The following is a 16,420-nucleotide window of genomic DNA, read 5'->3' as shown; positions in this document are numbered from 1 at the left end:
GCGGATTACGACTCCGTGTCGGTCATCGGGAACGAATGATGTTCGTGCGCAATGAGCCAGCGGCCGTCGACCTTGCGCAGCCCGACGGTTACCCGCAGCCGGTTGTCGGGGTTCTCGGCGAACTGGTCACGGGTACCGCAGCGCAACAACGCATACGCAAACGCCACGTCGGCACCTGCCACGACGTCGAGCTCGACTACCGTGAATTCGGCGCCGGTGGCGAGGAAATCGAAGAACGGCGGCCACGAATCGCGGTAATCGTCGATGCCGCGGATGCCGTCGTAGGGCGGTGGCACATCGAACATCACGATGCCCTTATCGTGATTGGCGACAACGGCGTTCAGGTTCTGCGTCCGGATCGCGTCGACCCATCCGGTGAACACGTCGCGGATGGCCTGTTCGTCACTCATATTGTCTCCAGGTCGTATTTGGTGGTGTGAGCCAGGGTGTGCGGGTGATGGACATGTCGATATAGACCGCCTTCGACTGCCGGACTCATCGCGAGTGTGCGTCCGCTGACGGTTCTGCGGCGACTGTCGTCAGCAGGCGCACAGTCGCCCCCGACGCCCGCGCTCACTCGCTCAACAGGAACAGTGTCCAGGCCGCGAGCGTCTGGGCGTCGGTGATTTCCCCGTCTCGCATCATCGCTTCGACGACAGCACGGCCGAACCACTCGCTGTGCATGTCCTGTTCGGTGTGCTCGCGGTCGTGCTCGCCCTCGGTGATGCCGGTGGCGACGAAGACCCTGCCGCGCTGGCTGCTCATCCCCCCTGCGACGTCGAGCAGACCTATCGACACCATCGATTCGGCACGCAGACCGGTTTCCTCGCGCAGTTCGCGGTGGGCCAGCGCGGTCGGATCGAGATCGGCCCGTCCAGGTGCGGTGCCCTGCGGGAACTCCCAGCGGCGCAGGCCGAGCGGATAGCGGAACTGCTCGACCAGCCGGAACCGGTCGCCGTCACGGGCGATGATCAGCGCATAGTCCGGTTTGTCGATGACGCCGTAGATGCCGTCGGACCCGTCGGGGCGGCGCACCTCGTCCTCGCGCACCCTCATCCAGTCGTTGCGGTACACCTCGCGAGAAGCAATGCGCCGGATCTCGTCCACGGGCCAAGTATGCCGAGCGCATACGGGTAGCCTCGGCGGCGTGCTGCTGGCTTCGCTGAACCCCGCGGCCGTCGCGGGCGGCGCCGACATCGGCGACGCGGTGCGCATCGGCGGCGCCGTGCTGAGCCGTAGCGACCTCGTCGGCGCCGCGACGTCGGTGGCCGAACGGGTCGGCGGCGCGCAGCGGGTCGCGGTCCTTGCCAGGCCGACCGCCACCACCGTGCTTGCCGTCACCGGTTGCCTCATCGCCGGGGTACCCGTGGTTCCGGTGCCCGCCGACGTCGGCGCGGCAGAGCGGCGGCACATTCTGTCCGACTCCGGCGCGCAACTGTGGCTGGGCGAGCAGCCCGACGAACCCGAAGGCCTGCCGCACATGCCGGTGCGGCTGCACGCGCGGTCATGGCACCGCTACGCGGAACCGCCGCCGGAGGCCACCGCACTGATCATGTACACCTCGGGAACGACGGGTCCGCCGAAAGGTGTGCTGGTCAGCAGGCGGGCGATCGCCGTCGACATCGATGCGCTGGCCGAGGCTTGGCAGTGGACCGCAGACGACACCTTGGTGCACGGCCTTCCGCTGTTCCACATCCACGGGCTGGTGCTCGGACTGCTCGGCTCGCTGCGGATCGGAAACCGCTTCGTGCACACCGGGAAACCGACGCCAGTGAGCTATGCCGAGGCCTCCGGTTCGCTGTACTTCGGGGTGCCGACGGTGTGGTCGCGCGTCGTCGACGATGCCGACGCCGCGCGAGCGCTGTCCTCGGCGCGCCTGCTGGTGTCGGGCAGCGCGGCACTGCCGGTGCCGGTGTTCGACAGGCTCGCCGAACTGACCGGGCACCCCCCGGTGGAGAGGTACGGCGCAAGCGAAACCCTGATCACCGTCAGTACCCGGGCAGCGGGCGAGCGTCGGCCCGGCTGGGTCGGCCTGCCGCTGACCGGTGTGCGGACCCGGGTGGTGGACGACGACGGTGCGCCGTCCCCGCATGACGGCGAAACCATTGGGGCGCTGCAGGTTCAGACGCCGACGATGTTCGACGGGTATTTGAATCTGCCGGAAGCCACGGCGAACGCGTTCGACGCCGACGGCTGGTACCGGTCCGGCGACGCGGCCGTCATCGACGCCGATGGTATGCACCGCATCGTCGGGCGCGAATCTGTGGACCTGATCAAGACCGGCGGTTACCGGGTCGGTGCGGGTGAAATCGAGACGGTGCTGCTCGGGCATTCCGGCGTGGCCGAGGCGGCGGTGGTCGGCGTGCCCGATGACGACCTTGGTCAGCGCATCGTCGCGTTCGTCGTCGGCGACGCCGATCCAGAAATACTGATCAGCTATGTCGCAGAACAGCTTTCGATGCACAAGCGCCCGCGCGAGGTACGCGTGGTCGACAGTCTGCCGCGCAATGCGATGGGCAAGGTGCTGAAGAAGGAGTTGATGACCTGAGCCTCATATTCGACGAGATCTGCATCGACGCCCGCGACGCCACCGCACTCGGCGAGTGGTGGGCACAGGTGCTGGGCTGGCCGCACGGCATCGACGACGACGGCGACGTGCGGCTGCATCCGCCGCCCGGTGCCGGACCCGACTGGATCTTCATCGCGGTGTCCGACGAGAAGGTCGTGAAGAACCGCATTCATCTGGACTTCCGGCCCGACGATCAGCAGGCCGAGGTCGACCGGGTGATCGGCATGGGCGCCCGCCACGTCGACATCGGCCAAGGCGAGCAGACGTGGGTGGTGCTGGCCGACCCCGAGGGCAACGAGTTCTGCATTCTGGCGCCCCACGACTGACGCGACGCATGAGCCCGAGGTGCTCAGGGTGTATGGGCGTCCCCATATTCTCCGGTGCGCATGGGCTGCCGCGGCATAGAGTGAGCCGGTGTCGCCACCGCTCACCGACGCGCAGCTCAACACGCTGTTCGAGGAGATCCCCGTCCTGGCGGGGCGGCCGCGGGAGCTGCACGAACTATCCGGCGGTCTGACCAATCGCAACGTCAAGATCACCACGCCGGACGCCGTCTATGTCGCCAGGTGCTGCGACATGGGCAGCAACTTCCTCGGCATCGACCGCGAGAGCGAGTTCTTCAACACCAAGGCCGCCGCGGAGGCAGGCGTCGGCGCGCAGGTGATCGACTACCGGCCCGACCTCGGGATCCTGTTGCTGAGCTATCTCGATGGGCAGACGCTGACCAATGCCGACTTCCAGCGGCCGGAGATCATCGCCAAGGCAGCAGGCGCCGTTCGGACACTCCATGCCGGCCCGCGGTTTCAGGGCCGCTTCGACATGTTCGAACGGCAGCCCGCGTACCTGAAGACCATTCTGGACAACGGGTTCCGTCTCCCCGGTGACTATCTCGATTACGCCGACGTATTCACCGGGATCGCCAAGGTGTTGACCGCGACGGACCAGACCACGGTGCCGTGCAACAACGATCTGCTGGCGGGGAACTTCATCGAAGACGGCGACAAGATGTGGCTGATCGACTACGAGTACTCCGGCAACAACGATCCGTGTTTTGAGCTCGGTAACACCTGGGCCGAGTGCCGGCTGTCCACCGAACAACTCGACGAGTTCGTCACGGCGTACTACGGGCGAAGGCTGCGTCACAAGATCGCCCGCGCCCAGCTGCAGGGAATCGTCGGCAAGTATGGCTGGACCCTGTGGGGGTGCATCCAGAATGGATCCAGCACAATCGATTTCGACTTCTGGGAATGGGCAATGGAACGCTACGAAGGCGCGGTGGCGGCGTTCAAGGGGCCAGATCTGCCCCGGCTGCTCGACGATGTGCAGGCGGCCGACTAGTGGCGGCTGAACTGCCCGACCGTGCTCGCGTGGTGATCGTCGGCGGCGGGGTGATCGGCACCAGCGTCGCCTACCACCTGGCCAAACTCGGCCTCACCGACGTCGTGCTGCTGGAGCAGGGCCGGCTGTCCAGCGGCACCACCTGGCACGCCGCCGGGCTGGTCGGGCAGCTGCGGGCGTCGGAGAGCGCGACGCGATTGGTGCGGTATTCCACCCAGCTCTACGCAGAACTCGAGGACGAGACGGGGTTGTCGGCCGGGTACAAACAGTGCGGGGGTGTGACCGTCGCCCGCACGGAGGACCGAATGGTTCAGCTGCGACGTACGGCCGCCAACGCCGCGGCGTTCGACATGGAGTGCGAACTGCTGAGCCCCGAGGAAGCGCTGCAGCACTATCCCGTCATGCGGGTCGACGATCTGGTCGGCGCCATCTGGCTGCCCGCCGACGGCAAGGCCAACCCGACGGACCTGACGTTCGCCCTTGCCAAGGGCGCGCGGATGCGCGGCACCCGTGTCGTCGAGAAGACCAGGGTCACCGGCGTTCTCGCCAGCGACGGGCGAGCCACGGGTGTGCGCACCGACAAGGGTGACATCGAAGCCGAGATCGTCGTCAACTGCGCAGGCCAGTGGGCCAAGCAGGTCGGCGCCATGGCAGGGGTCAACGTGCCGCTGCATTCGGCTGAGCACTTCTATGTGGTGACCGAACGCATCGACGGCGTACACACCGACCTGCCGATCCTGCGCGACCCCGACGGATACACCTACTTCAAGGAAGAGGTCGGTGGCCTCGTCATCGGCGGCTTCGAACCCGAAGCCAAGCCGTGGGTGTCGCCGGACGCCATCCCGTATCCGTTCGAATTTCAGTTGTTGGAAGAGGATTGGGATCACTTCGGGATCCTGATGAACAACGCCTTGCTGCGCATACCCGCACTCGAGGTGACCGGTATCAAGAAGTTCTACAACGGCCCCGAGAGCTTCACACCCGACAACCAGTTCATCCTCGGCGAAGCGCCAGAACTCGACAACTTCTTCGTCGGCGCCGGATTCAACTCCGTTGGCATCGCCACCGCGGGAGGCGCGGGCCGGGCGCTCGCCGAATGGATCGTCAACGGCGCGCCCACCAGCGACCTCACCGGTGTCGACATCCGCCGCTTCGCACCGTTCAACGGCAACAACCGCTGGCTGCACGACCGCGTCGCCGAGGTGCTCGGGCTGCATTACGGGATCCCTTGGCCCAACCGGGAAATGAAGACGGCCCGCCCGTTCCGGCGTTCGCCGGTGCATCACCTGCTCGTCACCGCCAACGCCAACTTCGGCAGCCGAAACGGCTGGGAACGTGCCAACTTCTTCGCCCCAGCGGGAACCGACGCCACAATCGAATACACGTGGGGCAAACCGAAATGGCTGACATGGTCGGCGGCCGAACAGTCGAACACCCGTGACGCGGTCACGGTGTTCGACCAGACCTCGTTCTCCAAGTATCTGGTGGTCGGCGCGGACGCCGAACCGGCGCTGCAGTGGCTGTGCACCGCGGACGTCGGCGTCGAGGTCGGCAAGGCCGTCTACACCGGAATGCTCAACGAGCGCGGCACCTACGAATCCGATGTCACCGTCACCAGGACTGGCGCAGACGAATACTTCATCGTCAGCAGCGCGGCCACCACCGAACGCGACAAGGACCACATCCGCAGGAACCTGCCACCCGGTGCCCGCGCGTCGCTGGTCGACGTGACATCGGCCTACGCGGTCTTCGGCGTGATGGGCCCGAACTCGCGGCACCTGCTGTCGGCCTTGACGTCGGCGGACCTCTCCGACGAGGCGTTTCCGTTCGGCACAAGCCGGCAGATCGCGCTGGGCTACGCGACCGTGCGGGCGACCCGAATAACCTACGTCGGCGAATTGGGCTGGGAACTCTACGTGCCCGCCGAGTTCGCCGTCGGCGTGTATGAGGACCTGATCGAATCGGGTGAGCGATTCGGGGTCGGGCGCGGCGGCTATTACACGATCGAGTCGATGCGGCTGGAGAAGGGATATCGCGCATTCGGTCGCGAGCTGACGCCGAGCGAGAATCCCGTCGAGGCCGGGCTGCTGTTCGCGTGCAAGTTGAAGTCCGACATCGAATTCCTCGGCCGCGCCGCCGTCGAGAAGGCCAAGGCCGAGGGTGCCCGCCGCAAACTCGTCGGGTTCAGCGTCGAGGCGCCGGAAGCCATGTTGTGGGGCGGCGAACTGGTCCTGCGTGACGGCGTCGTCACCGGCCAGGTGACGTCGGCGGCGTGGGGCGAAACAGTCGGCGGCTGCGTGGGTTTGGCCTATGTGCGCGCGGCGGACAACTCCGTCATCAACGCCGACTGGGTCAGGAACGGCGACTACCAGGTCAACGTCGGTGGCGAGCTTCACCCCATATCGGTGTCGCTGCGACCGATCTATGATCCAACCAACAGCAAGATACGACCCTGATATGGCACTGAGCGTCTTCGATCTGTTCAAGATCGGCATCGGACCGTCGAGTTCACACACCGTCGGCCCGATGATCGCCGCCGACAGGTTCGCTCGCGGGCTCGCCGAAGAAGGGACGCTCGCTACCGTCCGGCGCGTCGGAGTCGAACTGTTCGGATCGCTCGGCGCGACCGGTAAGGGCCACGGCAGCATCCCCGCCGTCGCACTCGGCTTGATGGGGGAGCGGCCGGATGTCGTCGACCCCGCGCTCACACCCGACCGCATCGCCGTGATCACCCAATCCGGCCAACTGTCGCTGCTGGCCGGACATCCAATTGCGTTCAGCCTCGCCGACGACATCGTCCTGCACCGCAACAAACAGGCCCGGTTTCATTCCAACGCCATGATCTTTCGTGCCTACGACGGCAGCGACACGGTGCTGGCGGAGCGGACGTTCTACTCCATCGGCGGCGGTTTCGTCATCGACGATTCACAGGTCTCCGACGATGACCAGCCCGTCATCGTCGCCGACGAGACGCCGGTGCGATACCCGTTCAGCACCGGCGACGAGCTACTGACTCATGCGGCCGAGACAGGGTTGCGCATCAGCGACATGATCATCCCCGCCGTGCTGCAGTACTTCCACGACTTCGTCGCAGGCGCCGATGACGACTGCACCGTGCGGTTCCTCCTCGTCGCGGCGGGCATCGGCAGCATCATCAAGGAAAACGCCTCGATCAGCGGCGCCGAAGTGGGCTGTCAAGGTGAGGTCGGCTCGGCGTGCTCCATGGCGGCGGCGGGGTTGGCCGAACTGCTCGGCGGAACGGCTCTGCAGGTGGAGAACGCCGCGGAGATCGGTATCGAACACAACCTCGGACTGACCTGCGACCCGGTCGGCGGCCTCGTGCAGATTCCGTGTATCGAGCGCAACGCCGTCGGTGCGGTCAAGGCAATCAATGCGGCGCGGATCTCACTCAGCGGCGACGGCACGCATCAGGTGTCGCTCGACAAGGCCGTCAAGACGATGCGCGAGACCGGCGCCGACATGAAGGACAAGTACAAGGAGACCGCGCGCGGCGGCCTCGCGCTCAACGTCGTCGAGTGCTGACCGATGCCGGCGATCAGTTGGCGTGCAGCGCCTTGTTGAGCGTGATGCCCGTACCGTCGCGCTTGACTACCTCGACGGCGCCGCTCAGCGAATTGCGCCGAAACAGAAGGTTGTTCGCACCCGAGAGCTCGCGCGCCTTCACCGTCTGACCGTCGGCCGTCTGCACCTTCGTGCCCGCGGTGACATACAGGCCCGCCTCGACGACGCAGTCGTCGCCCAGCGAGATGCCGAGACCGGAGTTCGCGCCGAGTAGGCAGCGCTTGCCCACCGCGATAATCTCGGTGCCGCCGCCGGACAGTGTGCCCATGATCGACGCGCCGCCACCGATATCGGAGCCGTCGTCGACGACCACACCCGCCGAGATGCGCCCCTCCACCATCGAGTTACCCAGCGTGCCTGCGTTGAAGTTGACGAAGCCCTCGTGCATGACCGTCGTACCCGAGGCGAGATGGGCCCCGAGCCGCACCCGGTCCGCGTCGGCGATGCGGACGCCGGTCGGCGTGACGTAGTCGACCATCCGCGGGAACTTGTCGATGCCATAGACGGCCACCATGCCGCGCCGCCGCAGCCGAGCCCGCACCGTTTCGAAGCCCTCGACCGCACACGGCCCGAAGCTGGTCCACACCACGTTGGCCAACACGCCGAAGATACCGTCGACGCTGGCGCCGTGCGGCGGGATAAGCCGATGCGAGAGTAGATGTAACCGCAGGTAGGCGTCGTAGGTGTCGGCGGGCTTGTCCTCCAGCGACGCGATCACCGTGCGCACCACCACGATGTCGACGTCACGGTCCTTGTCGCGGCCCGCCAACTCGGCCAACTCGGGCGGAACCTCGGCCACCGACAGCCGCACCGTGCCCGAGGGGCCGGCGCCCGCCAACTCGGGAGCGGGGAACCAGGTGTCCAGGACGGTCCCGTCGGCGGCGACCGTCGCCACCCCGACGCCAGAAGCAGAAGTCACGGAGCAAAAGGCTACTCGACTAGCCTCAACGGTTGTGGGCCTGGATTTGCGTGGCGACCCGATCGCGCTGACCGCGGCGTTGGTGGACATCCCCAGCGTGTCGCGCGATGAGCAGCGCATCGCCGACGAGGTCGAGGCCGCGCTTCGGGAACAGACCTCCAGCTTCGAGATCGTCCGCACCGGCAACACCGTTTTGGCCCGTACCGCCCACGGTCTGCCGTCACGGGTGATCCTGGCCGGACACCTCGACACGGTCCCCATCGCCGACAACGTGCCGAGCCGGCGTAGCGGCGGAGAATTGCACGGCTGCGGCACCTCGGACATGAAGTCCGGCGACGCCGTGTTCCTGCACCTGGCCGCCACCGTCGACGATCCGGCACATGACATCACGCTGGTCATGTACGACTGCGAGGAGATCGAGGCGTCCGCCAACAGCCTCGGCCGCATCGAACGTGAACTGCCGGAATGGCTGACGGCCGACGTCGCGATCCTCGGTGAACCGTCGGGCGGTTTCATCGAGGCGGGCTGTCAGGGCACGCTGCGGGTCGTCGCCACCGCCGAAGGCACTCGTGCACACTCGGCGCGGTCATGGTTGGGCGACAACGCAATTCATAAGCTGGGCGCGGTTCTCGATCGACTGACCGCCTATGAGGCCCGCAGTGTCGACATCGACGGGTGCGTGTACCGCGAGGGCCTGTCGGCCGTGCGCATCGACGGTGGTGTGGCGGGCAACGTCATCCCCGACGCCGCGTCGGTCACCATCAACTTCCGCTTCGCGCCCGACCGCAGCGTCGAGCAGGCGGGCCAACACGTGCGCGAGGTGCTCGACGGCCTCGACGTGGCGATCGAGCAGACCGACGCCGCCGCAGGCGCGCTGCCCGGTCTGACCAAGCCCGCCGCCGCCGCGCTTGTGGAGGCCGCGGGCGGGCAGGTGCGCGCGAAGTACGGCTGGACGGACGTGGCGAGATTCGCCGCGCTCGGTGTGCCCGCCGTCAACTTCGGCCCCGGAGACCCCAACCTCGCCCATCGGGTCGACGAACGCGTCGAGGTCGAGAAGATCACCGCGGCGACCGAGATGTTGCGGCGCTACCTGATGAGCTCGAGCTAGGTGTCCGTCAAGATCGGCCTGCTTTAGGTAAAATGGCGAAACAGAAGAATCAGCCTCCGAGGCGATCGCGCGACTGACGCTCGCTGATCAGCGACCCCGACAAGGCACCGCTCAACTGACACCTCGGGTGCGATTCTCTGGTTAACATCACAGACGCCATTGAGAGATCGGATTGTTGTGCGCGCGCAGAGGAGCATCTCGACAATGGCCGTGTTGTTCGCGATTCCATTGACACCGTCGGTCATGGCGTCTGCGGCGGCCAGCCCCTCCGGCGATGCTCAGCAAACCGTTCAAGAACTCGAGTCCCAAGGTTACGACGTGGTCATCGATCGCGTCGGCACAGCGGCTCTCAGCGACTGCGCAGTGGTCGACGTCCGCAATCCGCGGACCATCACCCAGACAATCGTCACTGGGCACAACACCAACCGTAAGGTCGAGACTGTGGTGCGCAGCAAGTCGATCACGGTTTCTCTTGACTGCCGTCCGTGACGCCGCGGCGATATTGAACTGCTTGACGCGACGCCTACCCTGGAGGCATGTGAGTTCTGACGACATCTCCGGGTGATTCCGGATCGAGTCCGTCGTCCGTTTCCGTGCAATCACGAAGAGCTCACCCATGTCTGAAACCGCCATTATCTGTTCGAATCTGTCCTTCTCGTGGCCGGGCGAAACCCCGCTGTTGGAGGAGTTGTCCTTCACTGTCGGCGAAGGCCACACCGGCCTTGTCGCGCCGAACGGCGCGGGCAAGAGCACGCTTCTGCGGCTGATCGCAGGCGAGTACCGGCCGACGGCCGGATCGGTGAGCGTCGACAGCACACTCGGCTACCTGCCGCAGACCTTGCCGTTCGACGCCGCGCGAAGCGTGGCCGAGGTGCTCGGTGTCGCACCCGTGCTCGACGCGCTCGACGCGCTCGCCGGGGGCGATGCGAGCGAGCGGTGTTCGCCGCGATCGGCGACGACTGGGACGTCGAGGAACGCACCCGCGCCCAACTCGACCGGCTCGGTCTCGGGCACATCGCGCTCGATCGCCGGCTGGGATCGCTGAGCGGAGGCGAGGCCGTGTCGATCGGACTGGCTGCCGAGCTGTTGAAGCGGCCTGACGTGCTGCTGCTCGACGAGCCGACCAACAACCTCGACGCCGACGCCCGCGCCAAGCTCTACGACGTGCTCGACGACTACAAGGGGTCTCTGCTGCTGGTCAGCCACGACCGCATGCTGCTGGATCGGATGGATCGCATCGCCGAACTTCACCGAGGCGAAATGTGCTTTTACGGCGGTAATTTCACCGCATACGAAGAGTCGGTGACCGAGGGCCAACGCGTCGCCGAAAGCAATGTCCGTAACGCCGAGCAACAGCTGAAACGCGAGAAGCGGCAGATGCAGCAGGCGCGCGAACGCGCCGCGCGCCGGTCGAGCACCGCGGCGCGCAACATCTCCGACGCCGGTCTGCCGAAGATCATCGCCGGCGCGATGAAGCGCAAGGCGCAGGAGAGCGCAGGCCGCATCGACGGTGTGAACGCGGCGCGGGTCGGCGACGCCAGAGCACGTCTCGACGACGCCGAACGCGCACTGCGCGACGACCCGTCGATCGTGGTGGACCTGCCCGAGACGGAGGTGCCCGCCGGACGCAACCTCTTCGTCGGCAACGGGATACGGATGAGCCGCGGTGGCCGCGCCTTGTTCGGCGACGGCACCGACCTCTCCATCCGCGGGCCGGAGCGGATCGCGCTGGTCGGCCCGAACGGGGCGGGTAAGACGACGCTGCTGCGCATCATCTCCGGAGAGCTCGAACCGGACGACGGAGTGATCCAAAGGGTCGACGGTCGGATCGCCTATCTGTCGCAGCGGCTCGACCTTCTCGATACAGGCCGCACGGTGCGCGAGAATCTCATCGCCTGCGCACCGACGCTTAGCGAGACGCGGCGGATGCATCTGCTGGCGCAGTTTCTGTTCAAGGGCGCGATGATCCACTTGCCCGTCGGGGCATTGTCCGGCGGCGAGAGGCTGCGCGCCACGCTGGTGTGCGTGCTGTACGCCGATCCCGCACCGCAGCTGTTACTTCTCGACGAGCCGACCAACAACCTCGATCTCGTCAGCATCGGGCAGCTCGAATCGGCGTTGAACGCCTACCGGGGCGCGTTCGTCGTCGTCAGCCACGATGCGCGTTTCCTGGCGGACATCGCCGTTGACCGGACCATCCGCCTGCCCTGACTGCTCGCGACATTGCATCCCGGCAGACGCTCACTCGCAATTCCACTGCTGGAATGCCATTTCGCGGGAAATCAGCGGGCGGCTTTAGCCTGCGCGGCGACGTCGGCCGCCGATGCCTTCATGCCGATATCGGCGAACTCGGCCGATACCGCCGTCAACGCGTCGGCATCGCCCGCAACGAACGCGCGGGCGTGCCGCAACGCCAAATCCCCGACGACACAGTCGACATCGGCGGTGAGCCGGGCGATCGCGTCGACGGCACGGATGTCGCCGAGCCGTACCGCGTCGTGGAACGCGCGCACCGCGACTGCGGATTGGCCGCCGCGCTCCGCCGCGCGTCCCGCATCGCGAGCCGCAGACCGCGCACCCGTCGGATCGCGGCGCGCCGCCGTCGTCCACGCCTTGGCCAAAAGCAGCTCCGGTGCGAACAGCATCGACTTCAAGCCGTGCCGGGACTCCGCCCGCGACAACGCCTTCGCGGCCTCGCCCATCTCGCCTTCGCGGCCCAACGCCTGCGCCAGCAGCATCCACGCCAGCGGACCCCACGAATAGCCCGTCGGCGCGAGCGCCTCGGCCGCGCCGCGCAACAGCTTCACCGCGTCCGCCGAGTCACCCCTCGCGATCAACACATCGGCAACAAGAACTTCGCCGATCGCACGCCCCGGCTGCTGCATCTGCGCGAAATCGGTCAGCCGCTGCGCCAGCTCCTGGGCGCGGTCCAACTGGCCGGCCATCATCAGCGCCGTGGTCTGCCCGTACCCGCTGGTGAACCGCAGCAGCCCCGGATGCTGGGCCTCCATCGCCCGGTCGGCGAGCCCGTCGACATCGGCGAACCGGCCCATCCGCGCACAGCTCAGCGCCGCCGCGGCCGCCGACCAGCCGACCGCGGTGTCGTCGGCGTCCGGCGAGGCCAGCACCTCCTCGGCGAGCTCCATCGCCCGGCCCGGCCGCCCCGCGTTCATCGCGAAGGTCGCCGACAGCGCGTCCACCGTCGTGCGCGCCGCAGGCGACGTGACGTGGTTGCGGGTGGTCTGCAGAAACGCCGTCGCCCGCTCCGGCTGCGACAGCATCCAGAACTGATTCGCCGCTCGCGGCAGCGCCCACGCCATCAGTTCGGTGTCCGACAGCGTGGCCGGGTCGACGGCGGCCAGAACCTCGTCGGCCTCCCGGCCGCGGCCCTGCCACGCCAGCGCCTGAGCCAACGTCAACCGAGCGTCCAGATCGGGGTCGCGTTTGAGCACCGCCTCGCCGAGCCGCTCGCTCAGCGGCAGGTCGCCGAGCCGCAGCGCGTCCGCCGCCGCGGCCACCACCACCGAAACGGGTTGCGTCTCACCGCTGTCCAGTGCCAGCACCGCGAGCCGCAGTCGGTCGACGACGTCGCGCGGCTGCTGCGCCGACAGCCGTTCGTACAGCTCGGCACGCCGCGCCTGCAACTGGTCGAGCGACATCTGTTCCAGCGCCCAGTGCGCATACAAAGGATGTGCTGCAAGCACCTTGTCATCCGATACGGCAGTCACGCCGGCATCCGCTGCCGCCCGCACCGCGTCCTCGCCTGCCAGCGCCGTCAGGTCGGCCCGCGGTATCGGAGCGGCCACGGCGAGGAAATCCAGCACCGAGCGCACATCGGCGGGAAGCGAGGAGACGAACTCGCGAACCGACGCGTCCAGTCGCTTACGGTCCGTTCCAGGCGCGGCCAGTTCGATCCGCGGCAGGATGTTGTCCAGTTGCAGCGCCCTGATCGAGTCCGGCGCAGCCTCGTCGGGGTCGACGGTGACGATCAGCCGGGCCGCACCGCTGACCGCAAGCTGATAGACCAGTGTCGCGGACAGGTGATCGAGCAGATGCGCATCGTCGACGACCAAGAGCAGCCCGTCCGCCACCGACTCGCGCGCGGCCGACAACACCGCCGCAGTCTTCCCTTCGTCCGGAGCGCCGATCAGGTCGCGCACGGCCGCGAACGGCACGACCCGATCCGACTCCGTCCCGGTCACCCACGCAGACGGGCCGCCGATGCGCTCGGCCGCCGCCCGCGCCACCGTCGTCTTACCCGCGCCGACCGGCGCGACGAGCACCGCCCCGCCACGGTCTGCGACCGCCGACGCGACCTGTTCGATCGCCGGCTCAGGCGGCGCGGTCTTCCACTCGACGGGCACCCGCCGGAGTTTAGGGTGTGGTCGCGGTGGCCGTGCCGTACTCGTCTACCTTGTCGGTGTGTCCCGCGATCCCGACCAAGAATGGGCGGTCTGCGTCTACTGCGCGTCGGGGCCGAGGCATCCCGAACTGCTCGATCTGGCCGGCAAAGTCGGCGCGGCGGTCGCCGTGCGCGGCTGGACGCTGGTCTCCGGCGGAGGCAACGTCTCGGCCATGGGCGCCGTTGCCGAAGGCGCGAGGGCGCGCGGCGGCCGCACCGTCGGGGTGATACCGAAGGCGCTGGTGCACCGCGAGCTCGCCGACGTCGACGCCGACGAGCTCGTCGTCACCGAAACCATGCGGGAACGCAAGCAGGTGATGGAGGACCGCGCCGACGCGTTCATCGCGCTGCCCGGCGGCATCGGCACGCTCGAGGAGTTCTTCGAAGCGTGGACAGCGGGCTATCTGGGTATGCACGAAAAGCCGGTGGTGATGCTCGATCCGTTCGGACATTACGACGGGCTGCTCGCCTGGCTGCATGGTCTGATCGACGGAGGCTACGTCAGCCGGGCGGCATTGGATCGGCTTGTTGTGGTGGACGACATCGACGATGCTTTGGCGGCTTGCACACCGGCCACGTGATGGCGCTCACCCGCCTGGATAGGGTGTCGGTCAAATGACACCGGAGGGGAGCGTCGCATGACTGACGAAAAATCGGGGACACGCAGCAGCGTCGGGCTGCTCGACATCGCCAGTCGAGTACCCGGCCTCATCGCCGACGCGCCGACCATCGTGCGCGGTGTGATCACCGGGTTCGGCGCCCGCCCTTCGGCCAAGACCTCCATCGGCAAGGTGTTCCAAGTCCGCGCAGCGCAGAACGCCGACAAGGTCTTCCTCAAGTTCGAGGACCAGGAGATCACCTACAAAGAGGCCAACAAGACCGTCAACCGCTATGCCGCGGTGCTGGCGGCGCGCGGGGTCGGCAAGGGCGACGTGGTGGGCATCATGCTTCCCAACTCTCCCGACCCGGTGCTGCTCATGCTCGCGGCGGTCAAGTGCGGCGCGATCTCCGGGATGCTGAACTACAACCAGCGCGGCGACGTCCTCGCCCACAGTCTGGGCTTGCTGTCGGCCAAGGTGCTCATCGCCGACCCCGACTTCGTCGACCCGATCAAGGAATGCGGCGCTGACACCGACGGTCTGGTCACCCTCGACGAGTTCAAGAAACTTGCCGAGACCGCGCCGACCAACAACCCGGCCACCACCTCTGCCGTGCTCGCCAAGGACAAGGCGTTCTACATCTTCACTTCGGGCACCACCGGCATGCCGAAGGCCAGCATCATGACGCACTACCGGTGGCTGAGGGCGCTGGCCGGCTTCGGCGGCCTCGGCATGCGACTCAACAACAAGGACACCCTGTACTGCTGCCTGCCGCTGTACCACAACAACGCGTTGACGGTCGCGCTGTCGGCGGTCCTCAGCTCGGGGGCGACGCTGGCGCTGGGCAAGTCGTTCTCGGCGTCGAAGTTCTGGGACGATGTGATCCGCTACGACGCAACAGCATTCGTCTACATCGGCGAGGTGTGCTCGTATCTGCTGAACCAGCCGGAGAAGGACACTGACCGCAAGCACAAGGTACGGGTGATCGCGGGCAACGGGCTTCGGCCGTCGATCTGGGACGAGTTCACCAAGCGCTTCGGCATCGACCGGGTGTGTGAGTTCTACGCCGCCAGCGAGGGCAACACGGCGTTCGTCAACGTGCTGAACGTCGACAAGACCACCGGGATCTGCCCGACGCCCGTCGCGTTCGTGGAGTACGACGAGGAGACCGGCGACCCCAAACGTGACGACAAGGGCCGCGTCCGCAAGGTCAAGAACGGCGAGCCGGGGCTGTTGCTGTCGAAGGTCAGCAGCTTCCAGCCGTTCGACGGCTACACCGACGAGGAAGAGTCCGAGAAGAAGTTGGTGCGCGACGCCTTCAAGGAAGGCGACGTGTGGTTCAACACCGGCGACCTGATGCGCTCGCAGGGCTTCGGGCACGCCGCGTTCACCGACCGGCTCGGCGACACCTTCCGCTGGAAGGGTGAGAACGTCGCCACCACTGAGGTGGAGGCAGCGGTGTCGACGGACCCGCAGGTCGAGGAGGCGACGGTGTTCGGCGTCGAGGTGCCCGATGTGGGCGGCAAGGCGGGCATGGCCGCCATCCAGCTCAAAGATGGCAAGGACTTCGACGGCAAGGCGCTGGCGAAATCCGTCTACGACCACCTGCCCTCATATGCGGTTCCGCTGTTCGTCCGGGTCGTCAAGGAACTGGCGCACACCTCGACGTTCAAGAGCCAGAAGGTGGACCTCCGTAAGGAGGGCTTCGGCGGGAACTCCGGCGAGGGGGACGAGGAAGCCAACGACATCGAGGACCCGATCTACGTGCTGTCGGGCCCCGACGAGGGCTACGTCGAGTTCTACGACGAGTACCTCGCCGAGGTGAAGGACGGCAAGAAGCCCAAGTAGTGATTTCGGTGCGTTGATCGACGCTGAGCGCACGCCAGCGCGCCGAAACCGCCGT

At 66.9% G+C, this 16,420-nt stretch carries 13 protein-coding genes and 1 pseudogene; 10 read left to right on the top strand and 4 right to left on the bottom strand.

The window, feature by feature from the left end; all coding sequences use genetic code 11:
- Positions 1-5: 5 nt before the first annotated feature.
- Positions 6-410: a nuclear transport factor 2 family protein gene (locus C6A82_RS20140; protein ID WP_105344702.1), complete on the bottom strand. Its 405-nt coding sequence runs from the start codon at positions 408-410 to the stop codon at positions 6-8.
- Positions 411-573: 163 nt separating this feature from the next.
- Positions 574-1,056, bottom strand: a complete 483-nt coding sequence (locus C6A82_RS20135; RefSeq protein WP_396836827.1) for an NUDIX domain-containing protein — start codon at positions 1,054-1,056, stop codon at positions 574-576.
- Between the two features lie 91 nt (positions 1,057-1,147).
- Here C6A82_RS20135 and C6A82_RS20130 point away from each other — a divergent pair, with 91 nt between their 5' ends.
- The 5 genes from C6A82_RS20130 to C6A82_RS20110 all read left to right on the top strand — a co-directional run bounded on the left by C6A82_RS20130 (position 1,148) and on the right by C6A82_RS20110 (position 7,450).
- A complete protein-coding gene (locus C6A82_RS20130; RefSeq protein WP_311101425.1) occupies positions 1,148-2,548 on the top strand; it encodes an acyl-CoA synthetase in 1,401 nt (466 codons plus the stop codon).
- Positions 2,545-2,895, top strand: coding sequence for a VOC family protein (locus C6A82_RS20125; protein ID WP_105349250.1), 351 nt, complete (start codon positions 2,545-2,547; stop codon positions 2,893-2,895). Before C6A82_RS20130 ends, C6A82_RS20125 begins: the two co-directional genes overlap by 4 nt.
- Positions 2,896-2,983: 88 nt before the next feature.
- Positions 2,984-3,907, top strand: a complete 924-nt coding sequence (locus C6A82_RS20120) for a choline kinase family protein (protein WP_105349251.1) — start codon at positions 2,984-2,986, stop codon at positions 3,905-3,907.
- Positions 3,907-6,363: an FAD-dependent oxidoreductase gene (locus C6A82_RS20115; RefSeq protein ID WP_233217185.1), complete on the top strand. Its 2,457-nt coding sequence runs from the start codon at positions 3,907-3,909 to the stop codon at positions 6,361-6,363. The genes C6A82_RS20120 and C6A82_RS20115 overlap by 1 nt, the downstream gene beginning before the upstream one ends.
- Before the next feature lies 1 nt (position 6,364).
- Positions 6,365-7,450 (top strand): L-serine ammonia-lyase, iron-sulfur-dependent, subunit alpha, encoded by a 1,086-nt coding sequence (locus C6A82_RS20110; RefSeq protein ID WP_105349253.1) that lies wholly within the window; start codon positions 6,365-6,367, stop codon positions 7,448-7,450.
- Between the two features lie 13 nt (positions 7,451-7,463).
- Here the strand turns inward: C6A82_RS20110 and dapD are convergent, their stop codons facing one another.
- On the bottom strand, positions 7,464-8,408 hold the full coding sequence (gene dapD, locus C6A82_RS20105) for a 2,3,4,5-tetrahydropyridine-2,6-dicarboxylate N-succinyltransferase (RefSeq protein ID WP_105349254.1): 945 nt from the start codon (positions 8,406-8,408) through the stop codon (positions 7,464-7,466).
- A gap of 34 nt (positions 8,409-8,442) precedes the next feature.
- Between dapD and dapE the strand changes: the two genes are divergently transcribed.
- The 3 genes and pseudogenes from dapE to C6A82_RS20090 all read left to right on the top strand — a co-directional run bounded on the left by dapE (position 8,443) and on the right by C6A82_RS20090 (position 11,727).
- Positions 8,443-9,516 (top strand): succinyl-diaminopimelate desuccinylase, encoded by a 1,074-nt coding sequence (dapE, locus tag C6A82_RS20100; RefSeq protein WP_105349255.1) that lies wholly within the window; start codon positions 8,443-8,445, stop codon positions 9,514-9,516.
- 204 nt (positions 9,517-9,720) lie between these two features.
- Positions 9,721-10,005 (top strand): hypothetical protein, encoded by a 285-nt coding sequence (locus C6A82_RS20095; protein ID WP_105349256.1) that lies wholly within the window; start codon positions 9,721-9,723, stop codon positions 10,003-10,005.
- 127 nt (positions 10,006-10,132) lie between these two features.
- Positions 10,133-11,727 (top strand): annotated as a pseudogene (locus C6A82_RS20090) (ABC-F family ATP-binding cassette domain-containing protein).
- Positions 11,728-11,798: 71 nt separating this feature from the next.
- Here C6A82_RS20090 and C6A82_RS20085 read toward each other — a convergent pair.
- Positions 11,799-13,880 (bottom strand): AAA family ATPase, encoded by a 2,082-nt coding sequence (locus tag C6A82_RS20085; protein ID WP_105349257.1) that lies wholly within the window; start codon positions 13,878-13,880, stop codon positions 11,799-11,801.
- A 58-nt stretch (positions 13,881-13,938) separates the two neighbouring features.
- Here C6A82_RS20085 and C6A82_RS20080 point away from each other — a divergent pair, with 58 nt between their 5' ends.
- Both C6A82_RS20080 and fadD6 read left to right on the top strand, forming a co-directional pair.
- The gene (locus tag C6A82_RS20080; protein WP_105349258.1) at positions 13,939-14,499 is read left to right on the top strand and encodes a TIGR00730 family Rossman fold protein; all 561 of its coding nucleotides are present in this window, start codon (positions 13,939-13,941) and stop codon (positions 14,497-14,499) included.
- 57 nt (positions 14,500-14,556) lie between these two features.
- Positions 14,557-16,365, top strand: coding sequence for a long-chain-acyl-CoA synthetase FadD6 (gene fadD6 / locus C6A82_RS20075; protein ID WP_105349259.1), 1,809 nt, complete (start codon positions 14,557-14,559; stop codon positions 16,363-16,365).
- Positions 16,366-16,420: the final 55 nt, after the last annotated feature.

It is taken from the genome of Mycobacterium sp. ITM-2016-00318, from assembly GCF_002968285.2.
Taxonomy (GTDB): domain Bacteria; phylum Actinomycetota; class Actinomycetes; order Mycobacteriales; family Mycobacteriaceae; genus Mycobacterium.
The sequence above is the reverse complement of the archived record's forward strand: the minus strand, read 5'-3'. Positions and strand labels throughout refer to the sequence as shown.